The 17,384-nt window shown below is 69.4% G+C and carries 13 protein-coding genes; 4 read left to right on the forward strand and 9 right to left on the reverse strand.

Annotated elements, in window-relative coordinates; genetic code table 11:
* The first annotated feature begins 90 nt into the window (after positions 1 to 90).
* The 3 genes from gyrA to LPN01_RS01215 all read left to right on the forward strand — a co-directional run bounded on the left by gyrA (position 91) and on the right by LPN01_RS01215 (position 3,897).
* The gene (gyrA, locus tag LPN01_RS01205; RefSeq protein WP_262826532.1) at positions 91 to 2,889 is read left to right on the forward strand and encodes a DNA gyrase subunit A; all 2,799 of its coding nucleotides are present in this window, start codon (positions 91 to 93) and stop codon (positions 2,887 to 2,889) included.
* The gene (locus tag LPN01_RS01210) at positions 2,886 to 3,239 is read left to right on the forward strand and encodes a DUF952 domain-containing protein (protein ID WP_262826533.1); all 354 of its coding nucleotides are present in this window, start codon (positions 2,886 to 2,888) and stop codon (positions 3,237 to 3,239) included. Before gyrA ends, LPN01_RS01210 begins: the two co-directional genes overlap by 4 nt.
* Before the next feature lie 97 nt (positions 3,240 to 3,336).
* The gene (locus tag LPN01_RS01215; protein ID WP_262826534.1) at positions 3,337 to 3,897 is read left to right on the forward strand and encodes a hypothetical protein; all 561 of its coding nucleotides are present in this window, start codon (positions 3,337 to 3,339) and stop codon (positions 3,895 to 3,897) included.
* Positions 3,898 to 4,339: 442 nt separating this feature from the next.
* Here the strand turns inward: LPN01_RS01215 and alaS are convergent, their stop codons facing one another.
* Genes alaS through LPN01_RS01230 form a run of 3 tightly spaced genes read right to left on the reverse strand, consistent with a single transcriptional unit; the run spans position 4,340 to position 8,970 of the window.
* Positions 4,340 to 7,000, reverse strand: coding sequence for an alanine--tRNA ligase (gene alaS / locus LPN01_RS01220; protein ID WP_262826535.1), 2,661 nt, complete (start codon positions 6,998 to 7,000; stop codon positions 4,340 to 4,342).
* Between the two features lie 12 nt (positions 7,001 to 7,012).
* Positions 7,013 to 7,714 carry a phytanoyl-CoA dioxygenase family protein gene (locus LPN01_RS01225; protein ID WP_262826536.1) on the reverse strand — a complete coding sequence of 234 codons (702 nt, stop codon included), beginning with the start codon at positions 7,712 to 7,714 and terminating at the stop codon, positions 7,013 to 7,015.
* Entirely contained in the window at positions 7,711 to 8,970 is a 1,260-nt protein-coding gene (locus LPN01_RS01230; protein ID WP_262826537.1) for a M24 family metallopeptidase, read from the reverse strand. Before LPN01_RS01230 ends, LPN01_RS01225 begins: the two co-directional genes overlap by 4 nt.
* A 71-nt stretch (positions 8,971 to 9,041) precedes the next feature.
* Here LPN01_RS01230 and LPN01_RS01235 point away from each other — a divergent pair, with 71 nt between their 5' ends.
* The gene (locus LPN01_RS01235; RefSeq protein WP_262826538.1) at positions 9,042 to 10,334 is read left to right on the forward strand and encodes a dicarboxylate/amino acid:cation symporter; all 1,293 of its coding nucleotides are present in this window, start codon (positions 9,042 to 9,044) and stop codon (positions 10,332 to 10,334) included.
* Between the two features lie 16 nt (positions 10,335 to 10,350).
* Here LPN01_RS01235 and LPN01_RS01240 read toward each other — a convergent pair whose 3' ends face one another.
* The 6 genes from LPN01_RS01240 to LPN01_RS01265 form a co-directional block, all read right to left on the reverse strand.
* Positions 10,351 to 10,986: a glutathione S-transferase family protein gene (locus LPN01_RS01240; RefSeq protein ID WP_262826539.1), complete on the reverse strand. Its 636-nt coding sequence runs from the start codon at positions 10,984 to 10,986 to the stop codon at positions 10,351 to 10,353.
* Complete coding sequence (locus LPN01_RS01245; RefSeq protein ID WP_262826540.1) at positions 10,983 to 11,822, reverse strand: class I SAM-dependent methyltransferase; 840 nt, start codon at positions 11,820 to 11,822, stop codon at positions 10,983 to 10,985. The genes LPN01_RS01240 and LPN01_RS01245 overlap by 4 nt, the downstream gene beginning before the upstream one ends.
* A 196-nt stretch (positions 11,823 to 12,018) precedes the next feature.
* A complete protein-coding gene (gene recA, locus LPN01_RS01250; RefSeq protein WP_316746455.1) occupies positions 12,019 to 13,092 on the reverse strand; it encodes a recombinase RecA in 1,074 nt (357 codons plus the stop codon).
* A 108-nt stretch (positions 13,093 to 13,200) separates the two neighbouring features.
* Entirely contained in the window at positions 13,201 to 14,034 is an 834-nt protein-coding gene (locus LPN01_RS01255) for a 4-(cytidine 5'-diphospho)-2-C-methyl-D-erythritol kinase (protein ID WP_262826541.1), read from the reverse strand.
* The gene (locus LPN01_RS01260) at positions 14,031 to 15,641 is read right to left on the reverse strand and encodes a hypothetical protein (protein WP_262826542.1); all 1,611 of its coding nucleotides are present in this window, start codon (positions 15,639 to 15,641) and stop codon (positions 14,031 to 14,033) included. Before LPN01_RS01260 ends, LPN01_RS01255 begins: the two co-directional genes overlap by 4 nt.
* Before the next feature lie 10 nt (positions 15,642 to 15,651).
* Positions 15,652 to 17,286: an electron transfer flavoprotein-ubiquinone oxidoreductase gene (locus LPN01_RS01265; RefSeq protein WP_262827038.1), complete on the reverse strand. Its 1,635-nt coding sequence runs from the start codon at positions 17,284 to 17,286 to the stop codon at positions 15,652 to 15,654.
* Positions 17,287 to 17,384 lie beyond the last annotated feature (98 nt).

Raw genomic sequence — 17,384 nt, forward strand, 5'->3', positions numbered from 1 at the left:
TGCGCTCACGGGTGCACGCGCGCGTGACTTTCGGTGCGGACGTGCCTACAAGATCGGCACACATCTGTAACAATCCGAAAGCGTATAGCCTTGGCCGACGAGACCACCCTCGCCGAACCCTCTCCCCATACCGACGGCGGGGCGACGATCTCGATCGTCGACGAGATGAAGTCGAGCTATCTCGACTATGCGATGAGCGTGATCGTCGCCCGGGCGCTGCCCGACGTGCGCGACGGGCTGAAGCCGGTGCATCGCCGCATCCTGTTTTCCGCGCAGGAAAACGGTTTCCTGTTCAACCGGCCGTATCGCAAGTCCGCGCGCATCGTCGGTGACGTGATCGGTAAGTACCACCCGCACGGCGACACCGCGATCTACGACGCCCTCGCGCGGATGACGCAGGACTGGTCGATGCGGCTGCCGCTGATCGACGGCCAGGGCAACTTCGGCTCGATGGATCCCGATCCGCCCGCGGCGATGCGCTACACCGAGGCGCGCCTCGCCCGCGCCGCCAATTACCTGATGGAGGATCTCGACAAGGACACGGTCGATTTCCAGCCGAATTACGACGCCAGCGAGCGCGAGCCGCAGGTGCTGCCGGCGCGATTCCCCAACCTGCTGGTCAACGGTGCGGGCGGCATCGCGGTGGGCATGGCGACCAACATTCCGCCGCACAATCTGGGCGAGGTCGTCGACGCCTGCCTCGCCTATATCGACAACGCCGAGATCACGCTCGACGAACTGATCGAGATCGTGCCCGGTCCCGATTTCCCGACCGGCGCGATCATCCTCGGCAAGGCGGGCGCGCGGTCCGCCTATCACACCGGCCGCGGCTCGATCATCGTGCGATCGCGACACATCGTCGAGGAAAGCCGCGGCGATCGCCGCTCGATCGTGCTGACCGCGATCCCGTTCCAGCAGGGCAAGAACGCGCTGGTCGAGAAGATCGCCGAGGCGGCGAAGGACAAGCGGATCGAGGGCGTCAGCGACATCCGCGACGAATCGAACCGCGAAGGCGTGCGGATCGTCATCGACCTGAAGCGCGATGCGACGCCGGAGGTGGTGCTCAACCAGCTGTGGCGGCACACGCCGGCGCAGGGGTCCTTCCCGGCCAACATGCTGGCGATCCGTGGCGGCCGGCCCGAGACGCTGAACCTCAAGGACATCATCCAGGCGTTCGTCCAGTTCCGCGAACAGGTCATCACCCGCCGGTCGAAGTTCGAACTCAACAAGGCGCGCGACCGTGCCCATATCCTGCTCGGGCTGGTGATCGCGGTCACCAATCTCGACGAGGTGGTGCGGATCATCCGCGGATCGGGCAGCCCGGCCGAGGCGCGTGCCGCCCTGCTGTCTCGCGAATGGCCGATCGCCGAGATCGCGCCCTATCTGAGCCTCGTCGAGGCGGTCGAGGGCACGCAGGCCGGCGACGGCTATCGCCTGTCGGACACGCAGGTCCGCGCGATCCTCGACCTGCGCCTCCATCGGCTGACCGCGCTCGGCCGCGACGAGATCGGCGACGAGCTGAAGGGCCTTGCCGATTCGATCGCCGCGTTGCTGGAGATCCTGGGCAATCGCGCGCGACTGTACGAGGTGATGCGCGAGGAACTGGTCGACGTCCGCGCGATCTTCGCCACGCCGCGCCGGACCGAAATCGCCGCGGCCGCGGACGGCATCGACGACGAGGACCTGATCGAGCGCGAGGAGATGGTCGTCACCGTCACCGTGCAGGGCTATATCAAGCGGACGCCGCTGGACGCCTTCCGCGCGCAGAAGCGCGGCGGCAAGGGCCGCGCGGGCATGGCGACGAAGGAAGAGGATGCGATCACCTCGCTCTTCGTCACCTCGACCCACACGCCGGTGCTGTTCTTCAGCAACCACGGCAAGGTCTATCGCAAGAAGGTCTGGCGCCTGCCCGAAGGTGGCCCGGCGACACGCGGGCGGCCGATGATAAACCTGCTGCCGCTGGCGGAGGGGGAGACGATCTCCACCGTCCTGCCGCTGCCCGAGGACGAGACGCGCTGGGGCGACCTGCACGTCATGTTCGCGACCGCGAACGGCACGGTGCGCCGCAACGCGATGGACGCCTTCGCCAACATTCCCACCAACGGCAAGCTGGCGATGCGCTTCGACGAGGGCAGCGACGACAAATTGATCGGCGTCGCGGTGCTGACCGAAACCGACGACGTGCTGCTCGCGACGCGCAACGGCAAGGCGATCCGCTTCGCCGCGACCGACGTGCGCGAATTCCAGAGCCGGACCTCGACCGGGGTCCGCGGCGTTAGCCTGATCGGCGACGACGAGGTCATCAGCCTGTCGATCCTGCGCGGTTTCGCGGCGACGACCGACGAGCGCGAGCAGTATCTCAAGGCCGCCGCCTGGAAGGAAGGCGAACGCGAGGCGGCGCTCGCCCCCGAACGGATGGCGGAATTCGAGGCGGCGGAGGAGTTCATCCTCACCGTCACCCAGAACGGTTATGGCAAGCGCACCTCCGCCTATGAATATCGCCGCACCAATCGCGGCGGCCAGGGGATCACCAACATCGTCTCGGCCGGTCGCAACGGCCCGGTCGTGGCGAGCTTCCCGGCGCATTCGGGAGAGCAGCTGATGCTCGTCACCGACCAGGCGAAACTGATCCGCATGTCGGTCGGCGACGTCCGCGTCACCGGCCGCAACACGCAGGGCGTCACGCTGTTCAGCGTCGCGAAGGACGAGCACGTCGTCTCCGCGGCGCGGATCGACGAGGAGGAGGAACCCGAGAACGCGGCGGAAGCGATCGTCGCGGACGAGCTGGACGCCACCCCCGACGCACCGGCGGAGGACCAGCTGATCGTCGACGACGGCACCGGCCCGCAGACGATGGACGGGCCGGCGGATGGCGAGGACGACGCATGACCGGCCGTCCGACGACCGCCTACAAGGTGCTGACCGCAGACCAGATGGCGATGCTGGAGCGCGACGGCAGTTTCGCGGGCGCCCCCGTCGACCTGGCGGATGGCTATATCCATCTGTCGACTGCGGCGCAGTTGACCGAAACGGTAGACAAGCATTTTGCGGGACAGGACGGGCTTTACGTCGCCGCGGTCGACCTCGGCAGCTTCGATGCGTCGGTGAAATGGGAAGAGTCGCGCGGTGGACAGCTGTTCCCGCACCTCTATGGCCCATTGCCGCTGGAAACGCTCGTCGCCTATTCTCCGCTGGAGCGTGGCGAGGACGGGACGGTCCGTTTACCCGTCACCGGTTGATCCCGGCGGGGGCTCCGCTCGCCGAGAATGGCGGGCGGAACCGCATCGCAAACCCCATCGTTACTATGTCACAACGACAGAAGATGGAGAAGTTTCGATGCGTACCCTGGCCCTGACGATCGGCAGCCTGATGATGGCGCCCGCCGCGGCTCTGGCACAGCAAGCCCAGCCTGCCGCCCCCGCCGGCGCGACCGCAACGGCCGCCGCCCCGACGGTCGGCGCGACGATCTACGACAGCGCGGGCGTCGCGCTCGGCACCGTCGCCAGCATCACGCCGCAGGCGGTGATCCTCAACACCGGCACCGCGCAGGTTCCGCTGCCCCCCACCTCGATCGGCAAGACCGACAAGGGCTTCGCGATGGCGATGACCAAGGCCGACCTCGACGCCGCAGTTGCCCGGTCGCAGGCCGATGCGCAGGCCGCGGTGAAGGCGAAGCTGACCCCCGGGACGGCGGTGAGCGGGCTGAACGGCGCCGCGCTCGGAACGATCAAGTCGGCCGACGCGCAGTTCGTGACGCTGACCACCGCCAAGGGCGATGTGAAGCTGCCCATCGCGGGCTTCAGCGCGGACGCCAGCGGCAAGGTGATCGTCGGCATCACCGCCGACCAGCTCGCCGCCGCGACCGCCGGGGCCGCAGCGAGCGCCCCCGCGAAGTGAGGTCATGGGGGGAGGTCGGTCGCCTCCCCCCAAACGGTTTGAATGAAGGCGCGCGGGGCTGATATGGCGCGTGCAATGGGCGTGACGCCGCCCCGGGCTGGAATGATCGGGGCATGATCGGGCGAACGTGACGTGCGCGGTGAGGCCCGGCACCGTTTACCGCCAGATGCGGCGCTCCGATCCGGGCGTGTATGATTATTCATCGTCGCCAAGGATGACCGAGCCGTCCGTCGTTGCGAGCGTAGCGAAGCTACCCAGGGCGTCGTGGTCCGACTCGGGGTAGCTTCGCTACGCTCGCAATGACGGATCGACGGGTCTTGCCAGCTCCAGATCGTATCGCGGGCACCGTCGCCGATTGGATCCCAAGCGCGGGCACAGCTTCACCGCCCCCGTGTGTGGCAACCCGACATGACGACCCCGGCCTTACAAACCGCGCCGTAGATCACGCCCCGGCGTCGGCACCCGCCAGCGCCGAGCGGATCGCGTCGACGGCGTCCGCCGCCCTTGCGCCATCCGGGCCGCCGCCCTGTGCCATATCGGGACGACCGCCGCCGCCCTGCCCGCCCAGTACCGCAACCGCCTTGCGCAGCAGGTCCACCGCGTTGACGCGCCCCACCAGATCGTCGGTTACGCCGACCGCGACGGACGCGCGCCCGTCATTGACCGCCACCATCACCGCGACGCCCGAACCGCCGAGGCGCTGCTTGGCGTCGTCGACCGCGCCGCGCAGGCCCTTGGCCTCGAATCCGTCGAGCACCTGGCCGATGAAGGCGACGCCGCCGACCTGTTCCGGACCCGCTGCCGGACCGCCGGCGCCGCCGCCCATCGCCAGCGCCTTCTTCGCCTCGGCCAGCTCGCGTTCGAGCCGCCGCCGGTCGTCGAGCAGGGCGGCGACCCGCGCCGGCACCTCGTCCGGCGTCGTCTTCAGCGCCGTGGCGGCCTCGCGCAGCCGCTCGTCGCGGCCGTTGAGATAGGCACGCGCCGCCTCGCCGGTCAGCGCCTCGACCCGGCGGACGCCCGATGACACGGCGCCCTCACCGACGACCTTGAACAGGCCGATGTCGCCGAGCGCATCGACGTGCGTGCCGCCGCACAGCTCGACCGAATAGGTCTTGCCGCCATCCCCGGTCCCCATCGACACCACGCGGACCTCGTCGCCGTATTTCTCGCCGAACAGCGCCATCGCGCCCTCCGCGATCGCCTCGTCGGGGGTCATCAGCCGCGTCGTCACACGGCCGTTGCCGCGGATCTGCGCATTGACCGCCGCCTCGGCATGCGCGAGTTCCTCCGCGGTCATCGCCACCGGGTGCGATACGTCGAAGCGGAGCCGCTCGGGCGCGACCAGCGACCCCTTCTGCGCGACATGCGTGCCGAGCCGCTCGCGCAGTGCCTCGTGCAGCAGGTGAGTTGCGGAATGATTGGCGCGGATCTGGCCACGACGGGCGACATCGATCCGCAGCTTCACCGCATCGCCGACCGTCAGCGCGCCGGTGTCGATCGTCGCATGATGGACGAACACCCGGCCCAGCTGCTTCGACGTCTCCGTCACCGTCGCGCGCAGGCCGGCATCGGTCGCGATCGTGCCGGTATCGCCGACCTGGCCGCCGCTTTCCCCGTAAAACGGCGTCTGGTTGACGATCACCGCCACGCTATCGCCCGCCACGGCCTGATCGACCCGCACGCCGTCCCTGACCAGCGCGACCACCTCGGCCTCGCCGGTGTCGGCGCCATAGCCGATGAATTCGGTCGAGCCCGTCTCCTCGGCGATGTCGAACCACAGGTCGTCCGATGCTTTCGCACCCGATCCCTTCCACGCCGCCCGTGCCGCGCGCTTCTGTTCGGCCATCGCCGCGTCGAAGCCGGCGCGATCGACGGTCAGTCCGCGCTCGCGCAGCGCATCCTCGGTCAGGTCGTAGGGAAAGCCGAACGTGTCGTAGAGGCGGAACGCGGTCTCACCCGCCAGCGTCGCACCGTCCGCCATGCCGGCGGTCGCCTCGTCGAGCAGCTTCAGCCCCTTGTCGAGCGTCTTGCGGAACTGCGTCTCTTCCTGGCGCAGCGTCGCCTCGATCAGCGGCTGGGCACGCACCAGCTCGGGATAGGCCGCGCCCATCTCGGCGACCAGCGCCGGCACCAGCCGATGCATCAACGGCTCCTTCGCGCCCAGCAGGTGCGCGTGGCGCATCGCGCGCCGCATGATCCGGCGCAGCACATAGCCGCGGCCTTCGTTGGCCGGCAGCACGCCGTCCGCGACGAGGAACCCCGACGACCGCAGGTGGTCCGCGATGACGCGGTGCGACGCGCGCCGCGGCCCCTCGGCATCGGTGCCGGTCAGCGAGGTCGAGGCGGCGATCAGCGCCTTGAACGTGTCGGTGTCGTAATTGTCGTGGACGCCCTGCAGCACCGCGGCGATCCGCTCCAGCCCCATGCCGGTGTCGATCGACTTCTTGGGCAGCTCGCCGACGATCTCATTGGCGTCTTGCTCATATTGCATGAAGACGAGATTCCAGATCTCGACGAAGCGGTCGCCGTCCTCGTCGGGGCTGCCCGGCGGGCCGCCCGGGATATGGTCGCCATGGTCGTAGAAGATCTCGGAACACGGCCCGCACGGGCCGCTGTCGCCCATCGCCCAGAAATTGTCCTTGGTGGGGATGCGGATGATCCGCTCTTCGGGCAGGTATTGCGTCCACAGCCCGAACGCCTCGTCGTCGGTATGGTAGACGGTCGCGGTCAGCCTGTCCGCCGAAATGCCCCAGACGTCGGTCAGCAGCGTCCACGCATGGTGGATCGCCTGTTCCTTGAAATAGTCGCCGAACGAGAAATTGCCGAGCATCTCGAAGAAGGTGTGGTGCCGCGCCGTATAGCCGACATTGTCGAGATCGTTGTGCTTGCCACCAGCGCGAACCGACTTCTGGCTGCTGGTCGCGGTGACATAGGGACGGCTTTCCAGCCCGGTGAAGACGTTCTTGAACGGCACCATGCCGGCGTTGACGAACATCAGCGTCGGGTCGTTCTGCGGCACCAGCGGCGCCGACGGGACGATGGCATGGCCCTGCGAGGCGAAATAGTCGAGGAAGCCGCGGCGGATGTCGTTGGTCGAGGTCATAGGCGTAGCGACTTAGGCGGAAGCGGGCCTACCCTCAAGCGCCCTTTCCCGCGCATCCGCCGCCCAGCGCAACCCGCCCGGCAGATCGCAGGCGGCGACGTCGAACTGCAATACGCGCCGCCGCCCTCCCGACGTAGAACGCGCGGAAGCGTGCAGGATCGGCGTCGCATAGATCCACGCCTGTCCCGCCTCCGCCAGACAGGTCGCGGTGCCGCAGCGCGCCACGACGGCATCGATCGCGTTTTCGGCGACGAGGCCCAGCCGGTGCGATCCAGGCGCCACCAGCAGCGGTGCATTGTCGCAGGGCACGGGATCGAGGTGGAGGCGCACGGTCAGCATCGCGGCCAGCAGGCCGATCGGCGGCGCGACATGGATGCGCCCCTGCTTTACCGTCCACGGACCATAATCGGGAACGTCGACCCGCTCCACCACCTCGATCGTGCGATCCTGATGCCAGCCGAGCGCCCAGTTGATGCCGTCCCGCTTCTCGAACAGCAGCGCCCGCACCGGTCGCGCCCGCGGCCCCAGCAACGCCCGCAATGTCGGCGCGACCGCGCGATACGCGGCAAGGGTGGCGCAGTCGGCGGGGTCGATCCGCACGCCCGGCCGGTCGTTCGCGTGCGAATCGAACAGCGCGCGCAGATCGTCGCACGCCTCGGCGTCCAGCACGCCCGGCCAGCGCACGAAGCCGGCTTCGGCGAGCGCGGCCTTCATCCCAGCGGCGCGTCGATCGACACCGGCGGCGTGCTGAACCAACGCGGGCCGTCGGCGGTCACGTGGAAGCAATCCTCCAGCCGCACGCCGAACCGGCCGGGCAGGTACAGTCCCGGTTCGTCGGAAAAGCACATGCCGGGCGCCAGTCGCGTCGTCTCGCCGCGGACGAGGTTGACGGGCTCGTGGCCGTCGAGGCCGATGCCATGGCCGGTACGGTGCGACAGGCCGGGCAGGCGATAGTCGGGACCATAGCCGAGCCCGGTATAGAAGGCGCGGACGGCATCGTCGACGCTGCCGGCGGTCGCGCCGGCGCGCGCGGCGGAAAAGGCCAGCTGCTGCCCCCGCGCGACCTGGTCCCAGACGCGGCGCTGTTCGGCGGTCGCCGCGCCCTTCGGCACCCAGGTGCGCGAGACGTCGGACTGATAGCCCTGCACCGCGCAGCCGCAATCCATCAGCAGGATCTGGCCCGCCGCGATTCGCTGCACCTCGCGGCTGCCGTGCGGCAGCGCGGCGGCGGGGCCGACCAGCGCGAGCGCGAATTCGGGATCGCCGCCCAGTTTGCGGGTAGCGGCGTTCATCAGCGCGCCGATTTCCGCTCCGGTCATGCCCCCCTCGATCCGCGACGCGAGCCAGCGATAGGCGGCGATCGTCACGTCGGTCGCGACCTGCATCAGCGCCAGCTCAGCAGGCGTCTTTATCATCCGGCAGCCGCGGACGACGGGATTGGCGCTCACCTGTCGCGCGTCGGGCGCGACGCGGGCGAGGTCGGCGGGGATGAACACCCGGGTCGTTTCCTCGATACCGATCGGCAACGTCGCGAGCCGGCGTTCCTTCAGCCAGTCGGCGACCCGCGCCAGCGCGTTGCCGTCCTCCTGCCACACGCGCACCTCGGCGGGGATCGCGAGCGTCTGGCGCACCGAGGGTTCCTCGAAGAACGGCGTGACGATCAGCGGCGCGCCCTCGCGCGGCAGGACCGCGAGCGTCGGGCGCTCGCTGCGGCTCCAGGCGACGCCGGTGAAATAGCGCATCGACGACCCCGGTTCGATCAGCACCGCGCCGAGGCCCGCGGCCCGCATCAGCTCCTGCGCGCGCGCCAGCCGCCGGGCCCGTTCGTCCGGCCCGATCGGCGCCGTCCCGCCGGTCATGTCGCGCAGCGCGGACAGGTCCGGTTCGGCGGCGCGCAGCACCCCCGCGGACAGCAGCGGCACGGTGGCGAGGCCTGCGAGCACCGCACGGCGGGAGGGGAAGGCGACCATCGGTTTGCGATACGGCGCTTGACCCGGCGCCCGCAATCCCCTTCCCTTGGCGGACTTCTGGGAGTGCGTGCATGGCCAAGCGGCTGACTGTGTATATCGTGATCGGCCTGTTGCTCGGCATCGTCACGGGACTGGCGATCAACGGTTGGCTGGACGACGGCACGCCCGCCGCCGCGGCGCGGCTGAAGGGGATCGCCGGCTATTTCTCGATCGGCACGACGATCTTCCTGCGCCTCATCAAGATGATTATCGCACCGCTCGTCTTCGCGACGCTGGTCAGCGGGATCGCGCAGATGGGCGACACCGCCGCGCTGGGCCGCGTCGGGGCGAAGGCGATCGGCTGGTTCGTCTGCGCGAGCCTCCTGTCGCTGGGGCTTGGGCTGGTCCTGGTCAACGCGATCCAGCCCGGCGTCGGCATCGGCCTCGCGCTGCCGCCGGTAACCGCGGATGCGGGCGTCGCGACCAATGCGTTCAGCCTCAACACCTTCATCACGCATATCGTCCCGGCATCGATGGTCGAGGCGATGGCGACCAACGAGATCCTCCAGATCGTCGTCTTTTCGATCTTCGTCGGCGTGGCGATCACCGCGGTGGGCGATCGCGCCGCCCCGATCGTCCGCGCGGTCGACGGCCTCGTCGCGATCATGCTCCAGATCACCGATTACGTCATGCGCGTCGCACCGATCGCGGTGTTCTGCGCGGTGACCGCGACGCTCGCCGAACGCGGCGCGGGCGTGATCGGCCAGCTCGCCTTCTTCATGGGCAGCTTCTACCTCGCGCTCATGATCCTGTGGGCGATCCTGCTCGGGATCGGCTTCCTCTTCATCGGGCCGCGCATCCGCGAGCTCGTTCGCTACGTGCGCGAGCCGCTGTTGGTGGCGTTCACCACCGCCTCGTCGGAGGCCGCCTATCCGCGCATGCTGGAGGCGCTCGACCGGTTCGGCGTCCCACCCAAGATCGCCAGCTTCGTGCTGCCGCTCGGTTATTCGTTCAACCTCGACGGATCGATGATGTACATGACGTTCGCGTCGGTGTTCATCGCCCAGGCCTATGGCATCCACATGCCGCTCGGCACGCAGATCGCGATGCTGCTGTTCCTGATGATCTCGTCGAAGGGCATCGCCGCGGTGCCGCGTGCCAGCCTGGTCGTGATCGCCGCGGTGCTGCCGGTCTTCGACATCCCGGAAGCCGGGCTGCTGCTGATCCTGGCGATCGACCATTTCCTCGACATGGGCCGTACCGCCACCAACGTCATCGGCAATGCGGTGGCGAGCGCGGTGGTCGCGAAATGGGAGGGCGGGTTCGAACCGCGCGAGCCCGCCGAGATCGAACCGCCACACGCCCCCGCCCACCGCCTGCACTGACGGTGAAGCCCGTTATTCAGGCGTAGGCGTAGGGTCCGCCCTTCGCCAGCGCCGCCTGATAGGCGGGGCGGGCGTGCACCGTGTCCAGCCAGGCGATCGTCGCCGGGCGCGACGCGTCGAGGCCGGCGCGGCTGCGCGCGGCCTCCAGCGGAAAGCTCATCATGACGTCCGCGGCGGTCATGTCGTTGCCGGCGAACCACGGCCGCTGCGCGAGCTGCGATTCGACATAGTCGAGGTGGACGTCGATCATCGGCTGGATGCGCTTCATCGCCGGCTTGCCCATCAACGGAATGCGGCCGAGCACGAGCTTGAGCAGCAGCGGCGGCATCATCGAGCCCTCGGCATAGTGCAGCCAGAAGCGATAGCAGAGCGCGGCGTCGCGATGCGCGGGCGGCCCGAGCCGGCCGTCCGCCTTCTCGACCAGATATTCGACGATCGCGCCCGTCTCCGCGACGATCTGGCCGCCGTTGCCGTCGAGGTCCTCGATGACCGGCGCCTTGCCCAGGGGATGGATCCGCTTCAGCTCCGGCGGGGCCAGCATCGTCTTGCGATCGCGCTCGTAGCGCTTGATCTGGTATTCGAGGCCGAGCTCCTCGAGCATCCACAGCATGCGCTGGGACCGGCTGTTCTCGAGGTGATGGACGATAATCATGGCTTGTCCCCCCTGGCGTGTGCCCGCCATATCCAGGCCGCCGCCGGAAAGGCGACGGTCCCGCCGCTGCAATAACGCGCGAGAACGGTTTTGAGCCGGTCGATCGACAGGACGGGATCGGGTGCGTCGCGCAGCGCCCCGGCGAGCGGCCCGATCCGGCGGAAGAAGCCGACCGCATCGGCCACCGGATCCGCACCCGCCCCCACCACGTAGCGGAAGTCGACACGGGTCCGCCCGGCGATGCGCCAGCCCGCATCGTGCAGGATCGGCGTGGCGACCGCCGGATCGGCAAGGCCGAACGGACCCGGCGCATATCCCGGCGCGCGCGTCGGACGCGTGCCGGTGACCTCCTCCACCAGCGCGCTCGACCAGGGGTTGTCGGCGGGGTCGCCGAAACACGAAAAGACCAGCGCGGCCCCGGGAGCCGCGGCATCGCGCAGCCGTCCGAACGCCGCGACCGGATCGGCGAAGAACATCACCCCGTGGCGGGAGACGAACAGATCGACCGGTGACAGGTCGCCCGCCATCGCGGTTGCGTCGCCGGTGACGAAGCGGAGATTGCCCCGCTCCCCACCACGGCGCAGCGCGACGGCGATCAGCTCGGACGACAGGTCGACCCCGGTGACGTCGCCATCTGGCCGCGCCTGCGCCAGCGCCAGCGCGGTCGCCCCGGCGCCGCACCCTATGTCCAGCGCCCGGAACGCACCGGTCGGCGCCGCGGCGGCGATTGCGGCATCGAGATGCGGCGTCAGCGCGGCGAACGAGCGATCGGTCCGCGCCCATTCCGCCGCCCAGGTCCGTCCGACCCGCCCGGTCCAGTCCGATGCGGATGTCATCGCACCGCCCGCTGTCCGCGCCGCCCGATCACGCAGGGCCTTATCGCCATGCGCTGGTTACCGCGTGGCGCATGGCGGCGGTCGCGATCGCGCGTTCGGGGCACCGGAGCGCGCCCATCGCGATGCGGCCAACCGAAAAGGGCCCGCCGTTGCCGGCGAGCCCCTCGATCCATCCTGCCGGCCGGACGCTGCGTCGTCACAGGTCGTCGTCCGCCTCCGGACCGGTCATCATTTCCTCGGCGACCTTCTCCGTGCGCTGGCGGATCGCCTTTTCGAGGCGGTCGGCCATCTCGGGATGCTCGCGCAGATAGGTCTTCGAATTCTCGCGCCCCTGGCCGATCCGGACGCTGTCGTAGCTGAACCACGCGCCCGATTTCTCGACGAGGCCCGCCTTGACGCCGAGATCGAGGATCTCGCCGATCTTCGAAATGCCCTCGCCGTACATGATGTCGAACTCGACCTGCTTGAACGGCGGCGCGACCTTGTTCTTGACGACCTTCACGCGCGTCGCGTTGCCGGTCACCTCTTCCTTGTCCTTGATCGCGCCGGTGCGACGGATGTCGAGGCGGACGCTGGCGTAGAACTTCAGCGCATTGCCGCCCGTCGTCGTCTCCGGGTTGCCGTACATCACACCGATCTTCATGCGCAGCTGGTTGATGAAGATCACCATGCACCGCGACCGGCTGATCGAACCGGTCAGCTTGCGCAGGCTCTGCGACATCAGCCGGGCCTGGAGACCGACATGGCTGTCGCCCATCTCGCCCTCGATCTCGGCGCGCGGGACGAGCGCGGCGACCGAATCGACCACGAGCACGTCGATCGCATTGGACCGCACCAGCGTGTCGACGATCTCCAGCGCCTGCTCGCCCGTATCGGGCTGCGACACGATCAGCTCGTCGATATTGACGCCCAGCTTCTTGGCATAGACGGGGTCGAGCGCATGCTCGGCGTCGACGAACGCGGCGGTGCCGCCGCCCTTCTGCGCCTCGGCGATCACATGCAGCGCGAGCGTGGTCTTGCCCGACGATTCGGGCCCGTAGACCTCGATCACGCGGCCGCGCGGCAGGCCGCCGACGCCGAGCGCGATGTCGAGCCCCAGCGAGCCGGTCGAGATCGTCTCGACCTCCATCGACTGCTTGGCGCCGAGCTTCATCGCCGACCCCTTGCCGAAGGCACGGTCGATCTGGGCCAAAGCGGCGTCGAGCGCCTTCTGACGGTCGGTGGTAGCGGTTGCCATGCCGGTATCGATCACTTTCAGACTGGCGGCCATCGGGAGGTTCCTCGCTAGAGCAAGCGCGTGTGCGGGGCAACGCGTCTGTTCTGCATGTACGACCTTTGTTCTACGGGAACAAGAGGGGAACCGTCGCTTTTCGGTCGATCAGGTCAATACCGTCGGCAGCGCCCACCACCCGTGTTCCCGCGCCCGGACGGCGGCGGCGTCGCGGGCGACGAGGTCGCGGAACAGCGCGAAACAGGTCGCACCGCTGCCGGACATGCGGGACAGGATCGCGCCGCCCGCAAGCGTTTCGAGGACCTTGGCGATGATCGGGGCGATGGCCAGTGCGGCGGGTTGCAGGTCGTTGCGTCCTGCGATCGCGCGCGCGATCAGGTCGCCCCCTGCGACGATGCCGCCGCGATCGACGCCGTCCCAGCGCGCGAACACCGCCCCCGTCGCCACGGCCACGCCGGGATTGACCAGCAGCAGCGGCGTGCCGGCGAGCCCGTCCACCGGGACGAGCGATTCGCCCTTGCCCGTGCCCAGCGTGGTGCGCCCGAGGAGGCAGGCCGGCACGTCCGCGCCGAGCGCCGCGGCGATGACGAACAGCCGCGGATCGTCTGTCGCGATCCCGTGCAGCCGCGCGAGCGCGCGCAGCGTCGCGGCGGCATCCGCGGATCCGCCGCCGATCCCGGACGCGACCGGCAGGTGCTTGTCGAGCGTGATCGCATGGCGGCGTTCGACGGCGAAGGCGTCGCGGAAGGCATCCGCCGCGCGCTCGACCAGATTGCCGCCCGGCCCCGCCGGCCCGGCGACCAGCGTCGCGGCGAAGGGCCCCGTCACGGCGAACGCGTCACGCCCGGCCGGCACCACGGTGACGGTGTCGCCGTCGGCGGCGAAGGCGAACAGCGTCTCCAGTTCGTGATAGCCATCGGGGCGGCGATGGCGGACGTGGAGTGCCAGGTTGATCTTGGCGGGTGCGCGCTCGACGATCATCGGCGGGGCAACCCCGTGGCGATCTTGGCCGCGAGCCGCGGCGCGTCGGCGGGTGCGGCGGTCAGCGCGGCGGCGCGCCACGCATAGCGCGCCTCGTAGCGGCGGCCGACCGCCCAGTAGATGTCGCCGAGATGCTCGCCGATTTCCGCATTGACCGGGTCGCCCGCTGCGGCGGATTCGATCAGCGGCAGCGCGCGCGCGGTCTCGCGACGCATATAATAGGCCCAGCCGAGCGAATCCGCGATCGAATGATCCTCGGGACTGAGTGCGTGCGCGCGTTCCAGCATCGTCGTCGCGGCGGCGACGTTCTCGCCGCGTTCGGCCTGGGCATAGCCCAGATAATTGAGCGCCAGCGGTTCGCGCGGCGCCAGCACCACCGCGCGTCGCAGCGCGTCGCGGGCGGCGGGCCACGCCCCCGCCTGTTCGAGCGCCCCGCCATAATGCAGCCACGCGCTCCAGCCCGCGGCGTCCGGTGCGGCATCGACGATGCGGCGATACCATGCCGCGGCATCGGCAAAGCGGTTCGCGAGCATCAGCCGGTCGGCGTAGCGCTGCCAGTCGGCGGGCGTGGCACCGGTACGTTCGGCGCGGCCGCGGGCAAGCGCCAGCGCGGCATCCCCGCGTCCGGCGCCGGACAGGATGGTGATGCGGGCGTCCACGGCGGCGGCGGCGAACGGGCTGTCGGGTGACATCGCGTCGAGTGCCGCGAGCGCGGGTCCGGTCGCCTTGTCCTGCGCCAGCGCGCCGGCGAGCAGCAGGCGGATACGATCGTTGTCGGGATAGGCGACGAGGGCGGTGCGCGCGAGTGCGATCGACAGCGGCGCCGCGTCCTGGTCGGCAAGATCGCCGGCGACGCGGCCGAGCAGGCGCGCGACGCCATAGCCGAGCGTCGGCCGCGCCGCCACACCGCTGCGCAGGGCCGCGAACACCGGATCGCTGCCGGTCAGCAACGCCCGCGCCTGTTGGGCATGGCCGGTCCCGAACAGCAATTGCCCCGCCGCGAGGCGCAGGTCGATCGGCGAACCCGCCTCGCGCAGCGCCTGCACCGCGGCGATCCCGCCGTCGGCATCGCCCTGCGCGATCCGCAGCAGGGCCGCGGTTTCCGCGGCGAGCCGCTGGGTGACCGGGCTCTTCCCCGCGGCGGCAAGCGCAGGCGCCGGATCGCGCCCGCGCGAAACCGCAAGCCACGCGCGCAGCGACGGCGCGAGAACGCCGAGCGGGGTGCGCGCGAGATCGGCGACGGCGGCCTCGACGCCCGCCGGATCGTTGCGCGCGGCGGCCTGCGCCAGCGGCAGCAACGGCAGGTCGGCGGGCGCGTCCGGCGTGCCGCGCAAGATCGCCGCGGCGCGGGTCGCGAGCGCGATGTCGCCCGCCGCCAGGGCCTCGCGATACGCGCGCGCGGCGACGACGGTGCTCGCCGGGGCGGCGGCGAGCACCCGCGCGTACCCGGCGACGGCCAGATCGGCGCGCCCGTCCCCGTCCGCCGCCCGCGCCTTCAGATAGGTCGCGACGCCGCCCGTATCGGCCTGCGCCGGCATCGCCGCGGCGAAAAGGAACGCGGCGGGCATGGCCGCGAACAGACGACCGGGGACCGCACCGCGCGCCACGTCGAAAACGTTACATGTTGGGATAGTTGGGGCCTCCACCGCCCTCGGGTACGACCCAGTTGATGTTCTGGGTCGGGTCCTTGATGTCGCAGGTCTTGCAGTGGACGCAATTCTGCGCGTTGATGACGAACTTGGGATCGCCGGTGTCCTGTCCGACGATCTCGTAGACGCCCGCCGGGCAGTAGCGCTGAGCGGGCTCGTCGTACATCGGCAGGTCGTATTCGACCGGCACGTCGGGATCGCGCAGCGTCAGGTGGACCGGCTGATCCTCCTCGTGATTGGTGTTCGACAGGAACACCGACGACAGGCGGTCGAACGTCAGCACCCCGTCGGGCTTCGGATAGACCGGCGGCTTGACCATGTCCTTGCGCCACAGCGTCTCGTGGTCGGGATGATGCTTCATCGTGAACGGCATACGGATACCGAAATGCTCGAGCCACATCGTCACGCCCGACAGCCCCGATCCGAGGAAGTCGCCGAACTTCTTGACCAGCGGCACGACGTTGCGGACGATCGACAGCTCCTTCTTCACCCACGACCGTTCGAACGCCTCGGGATAGGCGGCCAGTTCGTCGTGCGCACGCTGCGACAGGATCGCCTCGGTGGCGGCCTCGGCGGCCATCATCCCGCTCTTCATCGCCGTGTGCGTGCCCTTGATCCGCGGCACGTTGAGGAAGCCTGCCGAACAGCCGATCAGTGCGCCGCCCGGAAAGACCAGCTTCGGGATCGACTGCAGCCCGCCGTCGCTGATCGCGCGCGCGCCATAGGACACGCGCCTGGCGCCCTTCAGGATCGCCGCGATCTCGGGATGCGTCTTCCACTTCTGCATCTCCTGGAACGGAGACAGATAGGGATTGCTGTAGTTGAGCCACGTCACGAAGCCGAGGCTGACCTGGCCGTTCGCCTGATGGTACAGCCAGCCGCCGCCGTTGGCATCGTCGCCCAATGGCCACCCCTGCGTATGGATGACGCGACCCGGCGAATGGAGCGCGGGATCGATGTCCCACAATTCCTTCACCCCCAGGCCATAGACCTGCGGCTGCGCGTCCTTCGCCAGGTCGAAGATGCGGATGACCTCCTTCGACAGATGGCCGCGCACCCCCTCGGCGAAGAAGGTGTATTTCGCGTGGAGTTCGAGGCCGGGCTGATAGTCGCCCTTGTGCGTGCCATCGCGGGCGACCCCCATGTCGCCGGTGGCGACGCCCTTCACCCGGCCCTGCTCGTCGAACAGGATCTCCGCCGCCGCGAAGCCGGGGAAGATCTCGACGCCCAGCTCCTCGGCCTTGCCCGCCAGCCAGCGGCACAGGTTGCCGAGGCTGCCGGTATAGGTGCCCTTGTTGTGCAGGAACGGCGGCGTCCACAGGTGCGGCAGCGTCACCTTCTTCTTCGCCGACATTACCCAATGCAGGTTCTCGGTCACCGGCACCTCGGCGAGCGGACAGTCGTCGCGCCAGTCGGGCAGCAGTTCGTCGAGGCTGCGCGGATCGATGACCGCGCCCGACAGGATGTGGGCGCCGACCTCCGACCCCTTTTCGAGCACGCAGACCGAAAGGTCCGCGCCCTGTTCGGCCGCGACCTGTTTGAAGCGGATCGCCGCCGACAGGCCGGCCGGCCCGGCACCGACGATCACCACGTCGTAAGGCATCGATTCGCGGTCTGTCTCGCGTGTCGTCATCATGTCCACTCCCGGATACGGTTGCGGTTGTCGGCGCCGGGGGATAGCGGTCAGGCGCAGGCCGACAA

This window comes from Sphingomonas sp. A2-49 (assembly GCF_025548555.1).
In the GTDB taxonomy this organism is placed as follows: domain Bacteria; phylum Pseudomonadota; class Alphaproteobacteria; order Sphingomonadales; family Sphingomonadaceae; genus Sphingomonas.

Coding starts and splice junctions, on each gene's coding strand:
- LPN01_RS01210 (WP_262826533.1), top strand. CDS start 2,886: ATGACCGGCCGTCCGACGACCGCCTACAAGGTGCTGACCGCAGACCAG.
- LPN01_RS01215 (WP_262826534.1), top strand. CDS start 3,337: ATGCGTACCCTGGCCCTGACGATCGGCAGCCTGATGATGGCGCCCGCC.
- alaS (WP_262826535.1), bottom strand. CDS start 7,000: ATGACCTCGACCAACGACATCCGCCGCGGCTTCCTCGACTATTTCGCC.
- LPN01_RS01225 (WP_262826536.1), bottom strand. CDS start 7,714: ATGAAGGCCGCGCTCGCCGAAGCCGGCTTCGTGCGCTGGCCGGGCGTG.
- LPN01_RS01230 (WP_262826537.1), bottom strand. CDS start 8,970: ATGGTCGCCTTCCCCTCCCGCCGTGCGGTGCTCGCAGGCCTCGCCACC.
- LPN01_RS01235 (WP_262826538.1), top strand. CDS start 9,042: ATGGCCAAGCGGCTGACTGTGTATATCGTGATCGGCCTGTTGCTCGGC.
- LPN01_RS01240 (WP_262826539.1), bottom strand. CDS start 10,986: ATGATTATCGTCCATCACCTCGAGAACAGCCGGTCCCAGCGCATGCTG.
- LPN01_RS01245 (WP_262826540.1), bottom strand. CDS start 11,822: ATGACATCCGCATCGGACTGGACCGGGCGGGTCGGACGGACCTGGGCG.
- recA (WP_316746455.1), bottom strand. CDS start 13,092: ATGGCCGCCAGTCTGAAAGTGATCGATACCGGCATGGCAACCGCTACC.
- LPN01_RS01255 (WP_262826541.1), bottom strand. CDS start 14,034: ATGATCGTCGAGCGCGCACCCGCCAAGATCAACCTGGCACTCCACGTC.
- LPN01_RS01265 (WP_262827038.1), bottom strand. CDS start 17,286: ATGCCTTACGACGTGGTGATCGTCGGTGCCGGGCCGGCCGGCCTGTCG.